The organism is Thermococcus sp. SY098 (genome assembly GCF_035621495.1).
In the GTDB taxonomy this organism is placed as follows: Archaea; Methanobacteriota_B; Thermococci; order Thermococcales; family Thermococcaceae; genus Thermococcus_B.
The window spans coordinates 1,916,774-1,929,962 of the sequence record NZ_CP141821.1; the positions used below are offsets into that span (position 1 = coordinate 1,916,774).

The following is a 13,189-nucleotide window of genomic DNA, read 5'->3' on the forward strand; positions in this document are numbered from 1 at the left end:
CATGAGAGGTCCAACTGTTGTTGAGGTTACTCCGGATGACCTTTGGAGCGTTATGGAGAGCTACTGGAATGAAAAAGGACTTGTTAGACAGCATCTTGACTCTTATAATGCATTTATAGACCACGGGATGCAAGAAGTTATCAATGAGTTTGGCGGCATAAAGCCAGATATCCCAAACTTTGAAGTTAAGTTTGGAAAGATAAGACTTGGGGAGCCGGAATTCCAGGAGGCACAGGGTCAAAGAAAGCCACTTTATCCAATGGACGCAAGGATAAGGAACCTCACTTATGCTGCTCCGATATATCTTGAAATGATCCCAGTCGTTAACGGCATCGAGCAGGAACCCGTTGAGGTTAGGATAGGAGAGCTCCCGATAATGCTTAAGTCAAAGGCATGCAGGCTCTACGGAAAGAGTAAAGAAGAATTAATAAAGCTTGGAGAAGATCCGAAAGATCCAGGTGGTTACTTTATTATTAATGGGTCAGAGAGGGTTATTGTATCTATTGAAGACTTGGCTCCAAACAGAACCTTAGTTGAGAAAGATGAAAGACAAGATAAGGTCGTTGCAAAGTGCTTTTCATATAGACATGGCTACAGAGCCCTGATTGCTGTGGAGAGAAGAAAGGATGGCTTGCTTTACGTTTCTATACCCAACGTTCCTGGTGTTGTCAAGTTCGTTTATGTAATGAGGGCCCTTGGTCTTGAGAGTGATAAGGAAATCGTTGATGCAATAAGTGATGATCCAAGGATCCAGCAGGTTCTTTTCGACAACCTTGAAGATGCAAGCGATATCCAGACCCAAGAAGAGGCTTTGGATTACATTGGTAAGAAAGCCCTTCCAGGGCAGCCAAGAGAGTACCGGCTAAGGAGGGCAGAATCAATAATTGACAACAACCTCTTGCCTCACATGGGAGTTAGACCAGAGGACAGAATTAAGAAGGCTTATTATCTCGGCATGATGGCGCTCAAAGTGCTTGAGCTTTCACTTGGTCTGAGAGGAGAAGATGACAAAGATCACTATGCCAACAAGAGGCTGAGGCTTGCTGGAGATCTGCTTAGAGATTTGTTTAGAGTTGCATTTGGTCAGCTTGTTAAGGACATGCAGTATCAGCTGACTAAGACCTATCAGAGGAAAGGGGAAAAATACGTTTTTGAAAACGTTCAGAGATTTGTGAGAAATTCTGTGAGACCGGACGTTCTTACGGAGAGGATTGAGCACGCCTTAGCAACAGGCGCCTGGCCTGGTGGAAGAACTGGTGTCAGCCAGCTTTTGGATAGAACAAACTACATGTCAACTCTCTCACACTTGAGAAGAGTTACCTCACCGCTGAGCAGAGACCAGCCGCACTTCGAGGCAAGAGATTTACACGGAACCCACTGGGGAAGAATCTGTCCCACTGAAACGCCAGAAGGTCCAAACTGTGGTCTTGTTAAGAACTTAGCATTGATGGCTCAGATCACAACTGCTATTCCAGAGGAAGAGGTTCTCAAGTATCTGAGGAAGCTCGGCATTGTTTCAATTGAAGAGAGGAGACCGAATCCACATGTCTGGAGAGTATATCTTAATGGTGTGCTGATTGGAACGGTTGAGGATGGCATAGCTTTGGTAAACAGGATTAAAGCTGACAGAAGGGCTGGCAGGATTAGCGATGTCATAAACGTTGCATACTATGATGACGTTAGGGAGGTTTACATTAACAGCGATGACGGTAGAGTTAGGAGACCTCTTATCGTCGTTGAGAACGGTGTTCCAAAGCTTACAAAGGAGCACGTTGAAGGGATAAAGAACGGGACGCTTACATGGAGCGATCTCATTAAAATGGGTGTCATCGAGTATCTTGATGCAGAGGAAGAGGAGAACGCCTATGTTGCAACCTGGCCATGGGAAGTCACAAAAGAACACACCCACTTAGAGCTGATGCCCGCTGCAATCCTTGGTATTCCAGCATCACTCGTTCCTTATCCGGAGCACAATGCAGCTCCAAGAAACACATATGGAGCTGGTATGGCTAAGCAGAGCCTAGGTTTAGGATGGGCTAACTTCAGAATCAGAGTTGACACCAGAGGACATCTCCTGCACTATCCGCAAATCCCACTTGTTAACTCAAGGATCATGAAGGCCGTCGGTTTTGAAGAGAGGCCTGCTGGTCAGAACTTTGTTGTCGCTGTTCTCAGCTATCAGGGTTACAACATGGAAGATGCCATCGTGATCAATAAAGCATCAATTGAGAGGGGATTGGCAAGATCGACATTCTTCAGAACGTATGAGGCTGAGGAGAAGAAGTACCTTGGCGGTCAGACAGATAAGTTTGAAATTCCAGACCCAACTGTCAGGGGATACAGAGGAGAAAAGTACTACAGACATCTTGATGAGGATGGTATAATCTTTCCAGAGTCAAAGGTCAACGGTAAAGACGTCCTTGTTGGTAGAACATCACCACCAAGATTCCTTGAGGAGCAGAGCGGATTGGGTGGAATAATCCTTCAAGAGAGGAGAGAGACAAGCATAGCTGTAAGGCCGAGTGAGAAGGGTGTTGTTGACAAAGTCATAATTACTGAGACTGGCGATGGAACCAAGCTCGTTAAAGTTACCGTTAGAGACCTTAGAATCCCAGAGCTTGGAGACAAGTTCGCAAGCAGACATGGACAGAAGGGTGTTATAGGATTAATCGTTCCACAGGAGGACATGCCATGGACAGAGAGCGGAATAGTTCCAGATTTAATCGTCAACCCGCACGGTATTCCATCTCGTATGACTGTCGGACAGCTCATTGAAGCAATTGGTGGAAAGGTTGCATCACTTAAGGGAAGGAGAATTGATGGAACAGCATTCATTGGAGAGCCAGAAGAGAAGCTTAGAAAAGAGCTCGAGGAGCTCGGATTCAAGCACAGCGGAAGGGAGATCATGTATGATGGAATTACTGGGAGGAGATTAGAAGCAGACATCTTCATTGGTGTCATCTACTACCAGCGTTTGCACCACATGGTTGCCGATAAAATGCACGCTCGTTCAAGAGGTCCAGTGCAGGTCCTTACAAAGCAGCCAACTGAAGGTAGAGCAAGGGAAGGCGGTCTTAGATTCGGTGAGATGGAAAGAGACGTTCTCATTGGACACGGTGCTGCAATGCTCCTTGTAGAACGTCTATTGGAGGAGAGCGACAAGACAGAGGTCTGGGTCTGTGAGACCTGTGGTCACTTAGCGTTAGAAGATAAGAGAAGGGGACAAGTGTACTGTCCAGTATGTGGAGAGACTGAAAAGATAAGCAAAGTTGAGATGAGCTATGCATTTAAGCTGTTGCTGGACGAGCTTAAGGCTATGGTAATAAGACCTGCTTTGAGATTAAAGGAGAGGGTGTGAGAGCGATGCAGTCAATTAAAAAGGTTATCGGTTCAATTGAGTTTGGTATCCTTTCCCCTCAAGAGATTAGAAAGATGAGCGCTGCCGAAATTACAGTTCCAGACACTTACGATGACGATGGTTACCCAATAGAAGGAGGGCTAATGGACAAGCGCTTGGGTGTTATTGATCCAGGTCTGAGATGTGAAACCTGTGGTGCAAGATACGGTGATTGCCCTGGCCACTTTGGACACATTGAGCTTGCTCGTCCAGTAATTCACGTTGGATTCGCCAAGACAATCTACCGCATCTTGGAAAGCACTTGTAGGGAATGTGGCAGGATAAAGCTCACCGACGAGGAAATTGAGGAGTACATGAAGAAGTTTGAGCTGATCGGTGATAGGAAGAAAACAAAAGACAAGCTCATCAAAGAGATTCACAAGAAGGCAAAGGAAAGAATGGTCTGTCCCCACTGTGGTGCCCCACAGTTCCCACTGAAGTTTGAGAGGCCAACGATCTATTGGGAACTCAGAAGGGATGAGCAGGGTAACGAGTACAAGCACAGAATGATGCCCACTGAAGTCAGAGATAGACTTGAGAAGATTCCAGACAAGGATTTACCTCTTCTCGGCCTTCATCCTGAAAAATCTCGTCCGGAATGGATGGTTCTCACGGTTCTGCCTGTTCCTCCTGTCACTGTAAGACCATCCATCACCTTAGAGAGCGGTATAAGAGCTGAGGATGATTTGACCCACAAGCTTGTTGATATCATCAGAATCAACAACAGACTTAAGACTAACATTGAAGCTGGTGCACCACAGCTGATTATTGAGGACCTCTGGGATCTCCTCCAGTACCACGTTACCACCTACATCAACAACGAAACCTCGGGCGTTCCTGCTGCGAAGCACAAGAGCGGAAGACCTCTCAAAACCTTGGCACAGAGATTGAAAGGTAAGGAAGGAAGATTCAGAGGAAACCTCAGCGGTAAGCGTGTCAACTTTTCAGCAAGAACTGTTATTTCTCCAGATCCAATGCTCAGCATCAATGAAGTTGGTGTCCCATTGGCAATCGCTATGGAGCTGACAGTTCCTGAGAAGGTTACAGACTTCAACATTGAGAAGCTCAGAAAAATGGTTTTGAATGGTCCAGAAAAATATCCGGGAGCGAACTATGTAATTGATCCGCAGGGAAGAAGGATTAGACTCATGGAGAGCAACAGAGAAACAATTGCAGAGATGCTCGACATAGGTTGGACTGTGGAGAGGCACTTAATGGATGGGGATATTGTCCTCTTCAACAGACAGCCTTCTCTGCACAGAATGAGTATCATGGCTCACCGCGTTAGGGTAATGCCTTACAAAACCTTCCGCCTTAATTTGGCAGTATGTCCGCCTTACAACGCTGATTTTGATGGAGACGAAATGAACCTCCACGTTCCACAGACAGAGGAAGCACAAGCTGAAGCAAGGATTTTGATGGAAGTGCAGAACCACATAATTTCACCGAGGTATGGAGGACCGATCATCGGTGGAATTCAGGATCACATCTCGGGGGGATATCTGCTTACAAGGGAGGGAGCATACTTCACAAGGAGCGAAGTTGAGCAGATGCTCATGTTTGCTGGTGTTGACATTGACAAGCTCCCAGAGCCGGATAAAGTTGAGGATGGCATTGAATACTGGAGCGGAAAGACAATATTCTCCCTCCTCCTTCCAGATGACTTAACAATATGGTACAGAAATAAGCTCTGTGACGACCCAAGCAAGTGCGAGCCGCTTGAAAAGCTCATTGAAGAAAAGCTTCTTCCGGACCCAGAGGAAGTTAGGAAATTAGCATATGATGGATTTGTATACATTCAAAACGGTAAATTGTTAAGCGGTGCAATTGACAAAAAGGCTTATGGTAGGGAGGATGGCAAGATCCTCGACATAATAGTTAGAGAATACGGTGTTGAGAGGGCGAGGCAGTTCCTTGATCAGGTTACAAAGCTCGCAATCTGGGTGATAACGCACAAGGGCTTCACAACAGCAATTGATGATGAGGACTTGCCTGAGGAAGCAATGGATAGGATTAAGGAGATCATAAGGGAAGCTGAGGAGAGAGTGAAGAGACTCATTGAGGCTTACAAAGCTGGAGAGCTTGAACCATTGCCCGGTAAGACTCTTGAGGAAACACTGGAGAGCAAAATCATGGCAGTTCTGGCTGAGGCAAGAGACAACGCTGGTAAAGTCGCCGAACAGTACCTTGGTATGAACAACTTCGCAGTTATCATGGCAAAAACCGGTGCAAGAGGTAAGATACTTAACATCACGCAGATGGCAGCTTTACTCGGTCAACAGTCAATCAGAGGTAAGCGTTTGTACAGAGGTTATAGAGGAAGGGTTCTGAGCCACTTCAAGCCTGGGGATTTAGGGGCGAGAGCGAGGGGATTTGTTATCAATTCATACAAGAGCGGACTGACACCACAGGAGTATTTCTTCCATGCAATGGGTGGTAGAGAAGGGCTGGTTGATACAGCAGTCAGAACAGCCCAGAGCGGTTACATGCAGCGTAGATTGATCAATGCCCTGCAAGACCTTAAAGTCGACTACGACGGGACGGTTAGAGACCCGACTGGAATAATCGTCCAGTTCCGCTATGGTGAGGATGGCGTTGACCCAATGAAGAGCTGGCAAGGGAAGACTGTTGATATCGACAGAATTATTGTGAGGTCTCTGATTAAATTGAGGGCAAACAGCAAGTGAGGTGATTTGGATGGTTGCTCCTTCCACTATTAAATCTTTAATTGAAAAGAATGCTCCTCATCTTCCCGAGAAAACCAAGGAAGAGCTTTATGAGAAGCTTGTCAAGTACAACGAAAAGTACAAGCTCAAGAAGAAGGAAGTTGAGGCTATTATAGAGGAAGTTGTTAAAGAATATGAAAACGCTGTGGTTGAACCTGGTGAGGCAATTGGTACTGTGGCTGCTCAGTCTATTGGTGAGCCTTCAACACAGATGACGCTTAACACTTTCCACTATGCTGGTGTCGCTGAGATCAACGTTACCCTTGGTCTGCCAAGAATCATTGAGATTGTTGATGCGAGGAAAAATCCATCAACACCAATCATGACAGTTTATCTTGATGAGGAGCATCGCTATGATAGGGAAAAGGCATTAGAAGTTGCGAGAAAGATTGAGGGAACTACTTTAATTAATTTGGCCCAGAGCATGACAATGGACATTCTTAACATGGAGTTTGTTGTTGAGATTGACCCAGAGCGCTTGGAGAGAAGTGGTTTAACAATGGAGAAGATTAAAAAGAAGCTTGAAAGCTCGTTCAAGACAGCTGAATTTGAAGTTGATGGATATACGCTTATAGTGAGGCCCAAGAAGGCGGAGAAGCTTTCCGACTTAAGAAGGATTGCCGAAAAGGTTAAAAGCCATCGCTTAAAAGGTCTCTCAGGCGTTGGAAAAACTATAATCCGCAAAGAGGGCGATGAGTACGTTATCTACACAGAGGGCTCAAACTTCAAGCAAGTGCTAAAAGTTCCGGGTGTTGATCCAACAAGAACAAGAACAAACAACATCCACGAAATCGCAGAAGTTCTGGGAATTGAAGCAGCGAGAAATGCAATCATTGAGGAGATTGTAAATACTATGCAGGAGCAAGGTCTTGAAGTAGATGTGAGACATATAATGCTCGTCGCTGATATAATGACCCTTGATGGGATCGTTAGACCCATCGGAAGGCATGGTGTTGTTGGGGCAAAGGCGAGCGTATTAGCAAGGGCAGCTTTCGAGATAACCGTTCAACATCTGTTTGAAGCCGCTGAAAGGGGAGAAGTTGACCCCTTAAACGGTGTCGTTGAAAATGTCCTCATCGGACAGCCTGTTCCAGTTGGAACAGGCATAGTTAGGCTCGCTATGAGGTTACCATTAAAACCAATAGAAGAAGAGTAGGAGGTGTGATTAATGGATGTAGCTTTCGAGCTTAGAAAGGCTCTCGAAACAGGAAAGGTAGTCATCGGTTCAAACAAAACTGTAAAATTAGCCAAAATCGGTGGTGCAAAGCTTATCATCGTTGCAAAGAATGCGCCGAAGGAAGTTAAAGAGGACATTTACTACTATGCCAAGCTCAGCAACATTCCAGTCTATGAGTACGAGGGAACGAGCGTTGAGCTGGGTACTGTCTTAGGTAAACCGTTTGTGGTGGCATCTCTGGCTATAGTTGATCCAGGAGAAAGCAACATTTTAGCCTTGGCTGGGGGTAAGCAGTAATGCCCCTGAAGTTAAATACCGACCAGATCAAGTATATTGCCCTCTTTGAGAGCTTCACAGGAGCTACAGTGCTTGACTGCATTATAGATCAAGACAGAAACCGCCTGATCTATGTTATAAAGAAGGGCGAGATGGGATTGGCTTTAGGGAAGAGGGGAATGAACGTTAGGAGAATACAGAGCATGCTTGGAAAGGAGATTGATCTCATAGAGCACTCAGAGAATCCAGAAGAGTTTCTCAGGAACATTTATAAAACAATGGGCGTAAGAGTTAAAAAAGTCCACATAACTGAAAAGAAGAATGGTAAAAAGGTCGCCCTCCTTGATGTTAATCAGAGGGATAAGCCGAGGGCGATCGGTAGAGGCGGTCATAATATAAATCTCGTTAAGGAATTAATGGAGAGACACCATGGAATTGAAGATGTGGTCATAATTTGAGGTGATGATCATGCCTGGAAAGAAAGCCCCATATGGAGAATTCGCTGGAAGAAAGCTCAAGCTCAAGAGAAAGAAGTTCAGATGGAGCGATATCACATTCAAGAGAAGAGTGCTTAGACTCAAGGAGAAGAGCGATCCCCTTGAGGGTGCTCCACAAGCAAGAGGAATTGTCCTTGAAAAGATTGCCGTAGAGGCAAAGCAGCCAAACTCTGGAATGAGAAAGGCAGTTAGAGTTCAGCTCATCAAGAACGGTAAGGTCGTTACAGCCTTCTGTCCTGGTGATGGAGCTATCAACCACATTGACGAGCACGATGAGGTAATCATCGAGGGTATCGGTGGTCCAAAGGGTGGTTCAATGGGTGACATCCCAGGAATTAGATACAAGGTCGTTAAGGTCAACAGAGTTTCACTCAAGGAATTAGTTAAAGGTAGAAAGGAGAAGCCAAGAAGGTGATGGTCATGGCAAAGCCATTACAAGAGAGATTTTTCATCCCAAAGGACTTGAAGGTCTTTGGAAAGTGGAGCACGGAGGATGTCGTTGTAAACGACCCATCACTTAAGCCATACATAAACCTTGAGCCCCGCTTGTTGCCCCACACTCATGGAAGACACGCAAAGAAGCCCTTTGGTAAAGCTAACGTTCACATTGTGGAGAGGCTTATTAACAAGGTCATGAGAAGCGGTGCATCAAGCTATAAAGTAGCGGGACACTTCATGAGAAGAGAACACCGCTCGTTGATGAGCAAAAAGATGAAGGCTTATGAGGTCGTCAAGGAGGCATTTGAGATCATTGAGAAGAGAACAAAGCAGAACCCAATCCAAGTCCTCATCAGGGCTATTGAAAATGCTGCTCCAAGAGAGGATACAACAACTGTTATGTTTGGTGGTATCAGATATCACGTTGCCGTTGATATATCACCATTGAGAAGGCTTGATGTTGCTTTGAGAAACATTGCATTAGGTGCATCTGCAAAGTGTTACAGAAACAAGATGAGCTACGCTGAAGCACTTGCAGAGGAAATCATTGCAGCAGCAAATAAGGACACAAAGAGCTATGCTTACAGCAAGAAGGAAGAAATCGAGAGAATTGCACAGTCCTCAAGGTGAGGACTGTTTTTATCCCCTCACTTTTCTATATCACCTGATCTTAAATTCACAAGATTCAGTGTTTGAGGATACTATGTCAGGAGGCTTTTTCCAACCATCTCTTTGGGCTTCTCAACTCCGAAGAAAGCTAAAACCGTTGGAGCTATATCCATAAGACTTGCATTCTCAATATTGACATTCTCAAATCCCCATAAAATCAGTGGAACTTTCACAACTTGTTCATTCATTGAGCCGTGCATGCCCCTAACCCAGTAGCTTGTCCCCTTAATACCTTTACACTTCGCATGGCTGCAGAACCAGTATCCCTCTTTAGCTGAAACTATCAGTTCTCCACTGTTCGGTGTATTTAAATGAGGCAAATCTTCCCTGAAAAAGACGTGCTTAACTCCTGGCGCTTTTAGTAAAACTTGATAAGCTTCTTCAGCTTGGTTTGGATTTTTCAGATAGATGTGCACTCCTCCACCTGAAGAAACACGGAGTGTTTCAATGCCATGCTTCTTCAAATAAGTCTTGAGGTTCACCCAGGTGTGAACGTTCTCCTGCCCGTGGTCTGCAAAGATAATGAAAGCGTATTCATCTTTTAAACGCTTCCAAATCAGATTGAGCATCTCGTCTACGGTTTTTACAGCTTTTAGAGCCTCTTCGCTCTCAACACCGTAATCGTGTTGCATTCCATCAATTGAGCAGAAGTGAACCAGCAATAAATCTGGCTTGCATTCCTCATAAAGGTATAATGCTGACTGTGCAACCCATACGTCTTTCCTCCAATCCCTTCCATGCTGTCTGTAGAGCTTGTCATCACTGAAGAATGGTGGAAAAATCCTCACGTTGGTTCCGCTGAAGGGTGGCATTGTATAGCCGCTAACAGAAGCACTCCTTATTCCTTTTTCCCTGAGAATATCGACAACTGTTCTTGCCTTTATCACCTTATGGGGATTAAATGCAACCTCATAATCGTAGAAGTTTATCTTCCTGTCAGCTAAGCGGTCATAGTAACCGTTCTCAACAACACCATGTTCCTTTGGATAAACACCAGTCATAATGGAGGTATGAACTAAGTCAGTGAGAGTGGGAAAGATGGAGTCAACTACCTCAAAGGAGCCCCCCTCAATCAAACTGCGGAGGAATGGCATGTGCTTAAGGTTGTAAACTCCATTTCCATCGAGACTTATTAAAGCAAGCTTTTCTCTCATGAAAGCACCCCATCAGCCTGACGTGCAGTCATCACCACTCAGACCTAGCGAACTTCATCATCTACGGGGTTTCTTAGATACCATAAAATTAAAAGTTTTTCAAAAATTCATCAAGTGTCATCTGTTTCCTCCACATCTTTAAGAGCCAGCTCTTCTCGAGATATTTCTCAAGAGGGTGCTCTAAGAGCTTTTTAACTTCGTTTAAAGCCTCCTGCAGTGTGTTGAATCTCCCAACTGGGTTTTTCAGGGCTTTCTTAACTCCTAATCTAATCTGCCATACTCCAACAGGAGCATAATATTTCGGGGTCACCTCTCTAAACACTAAAATCCTTGCTTGTCTTCTTCTATTCCTTAGAAATTCGAGGACACTTAAGCGGGCTGCATAGTAGGCGCCGGTTGTTTCCTCAGCATAACCTTTGATGCCTCTCCAATCTTCATAGTCATGAATCACTTGGGGCTCTTCGCTTCCAAACAGCGACCCCTTGAGCCACACCTCTAAGAGCTCAAATGCAAAACTCTCCGGCATCAAAAGCACAGCGTATCTATTCCCAAGGAATTCGTAAAAGTAAAGCTCGAACTCGTTTATTGTGTCATATTTCAGAATCTCTTTTCTCAAATGCTTTCCAATGGTGTCTTGAACTGCTGTGATGCTCCATCTCGTTGGCACAAGCTTTCTGCTAATCCCCAACAAACCGGCTGAAAGCAATCGTATAATGTAATATTCGTCAAATCCCCAAGTATAGAGCCTCATAATGGCTTCTTCAGCCTTTAGTTCATCGCTCACAACATAGTCAGTCTTTCTTGGGATTCTTGGATTTTCTGTAAGTTCAAAATCTAAAAGCTCCGCTTTTGGCCCAACTGGTGGGGCAAACTCATTTGGCAGAACTTTTAAAATCGGCTTTCTCTTGAGAAGAATTTCGCTATCTACTGGTCTTATTGACATTGCTAACTCTTGAATTTCGCTCAGAATTCGCTGGCTTTTGCTCACTTTTACATCAGCCTTCGTTTCTCCCATAATCAAAAGCGAACGGTATTTGAGAATGTCATTTATTGTTTTGTTTTCCCATTTAAGGGGGTTGTCAAGATAAGATGTGTTTCCTTCAATTGGCGGCACAAGGGGTCCAATTCGGACCTTTGGATATCCAAACTCTCCAACGAATATGCTTGGCGGTGAAGAGCCAAAAATTTCCCTTCTGTTTACAATTCTCTCGACACTCTTAACTACCCTAAATCTCTCAAGAATTGGGCATGTGGGTCGCCCACAGAGTAATTTGCGACCCTTGCACAATGCACATAGCTTTGAGTTAAAGAGCTGCATCATTATTAGTTTGTGCACTGGTATTTATAATTGCCCCCTCCAAAAAGCTTAAATACCCACTGCTTATGAGTAATAACCGTGCCGCGGTAGCCTAGCCTGGTAGGGCGCCGGCCTGCTAAGCCGGTGGGCGTGGTCCCTCCGGGGTTCAAATCCCCGCCGCGGCGCCAGCCTGGTTTCTCCGGGTCAAATGCCGGGATAGCCTAGAGGTGAGGCGGGGGACTGCAGATCCCCTTTACGGGGGTTCGAATCCCCCTCCCGGCTCCATAAAAACGTTTTCTAATAAAAAAAGTTCGATCAAGTTTGTTTTTTATCTTTGTGTTTTTCTTAGAGTGGAGTTTCTTTAGATTGGCATATTTTCAGGTCTTCACTAAAAAAGCGTCCTACGAACCCAAGAAGAAAAGAGACTGCTTACTTAAAATGCTGCATCTCAGATAACTTTTAATCCAGATCCGGTTAAAGGTAACAGGACTTTTGAGCCTTTTTCAAATTCGCCTCTCTCAAGAAGTTTCTTAAATGCGGCAAAGACGACTGCAGAGGTTGGCTCGACCAGGAAACCCATTGAAATGAGGTCATTAAAGGCTCTGTCTATTTCGCTATCCCCTACTGATATGCAGAATCCTTCAGTTTCTTTTAGAGCTTTGAGCATTTGCTCTTTTCTTGGAGGCTCTGGGATTGCTATCCCCTCTGCAAGCTTGCTTTTTTGTTCACTTCGTCTGCATAAGCTTTCATAACCTTCAGCCTGAACTGCAATTAACTTCGGCATTTTAGCTTTTCCGAAATCCTTGAGCTCTTTGAATCCTTTATATAGTCCTAAAAACAATGTCCCACTTCCTGTTGGAACTAAGGCATAGTCAACATCTCCAATTTGCTCAAAAATCTCATATGCAACAATTTTCGTACCCTCTAAGAAATAGGGATTATACCAGTGTGAAATATAAAATGCATCTTTAAACTCACGGGCTTTCCAATGTACCTCCATTCTTGAGCCTTTGATTTCATGAACTTCAGCCCCTAAAAGTTTTAAAATCCTTTTCTTCCCTCTGCTTGTGTGCTCTGGAATAAACACATGAACTTTAATTCTTTCAGCTTTTCCAAAGAGGGCAAAGCTTATGGCTGCATTCCCTGACGAATCAATGCTTATCTCCTTAATTCCTTCCTCTTTCAGCTTTGCAATTGTTACGTAAGTTCCTCTATCCTTGAATGAGCCGGAAGGCATCAAATATTCAAGCTTGAAAAGAACTTTAACATTTTCAATGTTCATTTCAACAGTTGGGATTATTGGAAGGACTAACTTTGGAAGAGCTCTTTCGTTGATTGGTAAGAAGTTCAAGTAACGTCTTACATCTAAATATTCCTTCTTTAAAAGCCTTTCAAAGCTCCCTTTAAACTCCATTACAACATCGAGAAGTCCACCACATTCACAAACTAAATGGAATTTTTTATAGGTTTTTCCGCATTTTTGGCATTTTAGCATGTACTCACCACCAAGATTTATGCGAAGACTTTTATTTGCTTTTTGCAAAGCTTATGATAAGGT

10 protein-coding genes and 2 tRNA genes are annotated in these 13,189 nt (G+C 44.4%); 9 read left to right on the forward strand and 3 right to left on the reverse strand.

Features of this window, described 5'->3' with window-relative positions; translation table 11 throughout:
• Position 1 precedes the first annotated feature (1 nt).
• From VFC49_RS10785 to rpsG, 7 genes are read left to right on the forward strand one after another with little or no spacing between them, the layout of a single operon-like run.
• On the forward strand, positions 2-3,358 hold the full coding sequence (locus VFC49_RS10785) for a DNA-directed RNA polymerase subunit B (RefSeq protein ID WP_324735533.1): 3,357 nt from the start codon (positions 2-4) through the stop codon (positions 3,356-3,358).
• 5 nt (positions 3,359-3,363) lie between these two features.
• Positions 3,364-6,084: a DNA-directed RNA polymerase subunit A' gene (locus VFC49_RS10790; RefSeq protein WP_324736752.1), complete on the forward strand. Its 2,721-nt coding sequence runs from the start codon at positions 3,364-3,366 to the stop codon at positions 6,082-6,084.
• A 10-nt stretch (positions 6,085-6,094) separates the two neighbouring features.
• Complete coding sequence (gene rpoA2 / locus VFC49_RS10795; RefSeq protein WP_324735534.1) at positions 6,095-7,279, forward strand: DNA-directed RNA polymerase subunit A''; 1,185 nt, start codon at positions 6,095-6,097, stop codon at positions 7,277-7,279.
• 12 nt (positions 7,280-7,291) lie between these two features.
• Positions 7,292-7,597, forward strand: a complete 306-nt coding sequence (locus tag VFC49_RS10800; protein WP_324735535.1) for a 50S ribosomal protein L30e — start codon at positions 7,292-7,294, stop codon at positions 7,595-7,597.
• Positions 7,597-8,034 (forward strand): NusA-like transcription termination signal-binding factor, encoded by a 438-nt coding sequence (locus VFC49_RS10805; protein WP_013466520.1) that lies wholly within the window; start codon positions 7,597-7,599, stop codon positions 8,032-8,034. Before VFC49_RS10800 ends, VFC49_RS10805 begins: the two co-directional genes overlap by 1 nt.
• Before the next feature lie 10 nt (positions 8,035-8,044).
• Positions 8,045-8,488 (forward strand): 30S ribosomal protein S12, encoded by a 444-nt coding sequence (locus VFC49_RS10810; RefSeq protein ID WP_013466521.1) that lies wholly within the window; start codon positions 8,045-8,047, stop codon positions 8,486-8,488.
• A 5-nt stretch (positions 8,489-8,493) separates the two neighbouring features.
• On the forward strand, positions 8,494-9,141 hold the full coding sequence (rpsG, locus tag VFC49_RS10815) for a 30S ribosomal protein S7 (RefSeq protein WP_013466522.1): 648 nt from the start codon (positions 8,494-8,496) through the stop codon (positions 9,139-9,141).
• 71 nt (positions 9,142-9,212) lie between these two features.
• Here the strand turns inward: rpsG and VFC49_RS10820 are convergent, their stop codons facing one another.
• A complete protein-coding gene (locus VFC49_RS10820) occupies positions 9,213-10,334 on the reverse strand; it encodes an alkaline phosphatase family protein (protein WP_324735536.1) in 1,122 nt (373 codons plus the stop codon).
• An 88-nt stretch (positions 10,335-10,422) separates the two neighbouring features.
• Complete coding sequence (locus VFC49_RS10825; RefSeq protein ID WP_324736753.1) at positions 10,423-11,655, reverse strand: Nre family DNA repair protein; 1,233 nt, start codon at positions 11,653-11,655, stop codon at positions 10,423-10,425.
• Positions 11,656-11,732: 77 nt separating this feature from the next.
• Between VFC49_RS10825 and VFC49_RS10830 the strand changes: the two genes are divergently transcribed.
• Both VFC49_RS10830 and VFC49_RS10835 read left to right on the forward strand, forming a co-directional pair.
• Positions 11,733-11,819 (forward strand) — tRNA-Ser (locus VFC49_RS10830).
• A 22-nt stretch (positions 11,820-11,841) separates the two neighbouring features.
• A tRNA-Cys gene (locus tag VFC49_RS10835) sits at positions 11,842-11,916 on the forward strand.
• Between the two features lie 163 nt (positions 11,917-12,079).
• Here the strand turns inward: VFC49_RS10835 and VFC49_RS10840 are convergent.
• Positions 12,080-13,126 (reverse strand): pyridoxal-phosphate dependent enzyme, encoded by a 1,047-nt coding sequence (locus VFC49_RS10840; RefSeq protein WP_324735537.1) that lies wholly within the window; start codon positions 13,124-13,126, stop codon positions 12,080-12,082.
• Positions 13,127-13,189 lie beyond the last annotated feature (63 nt).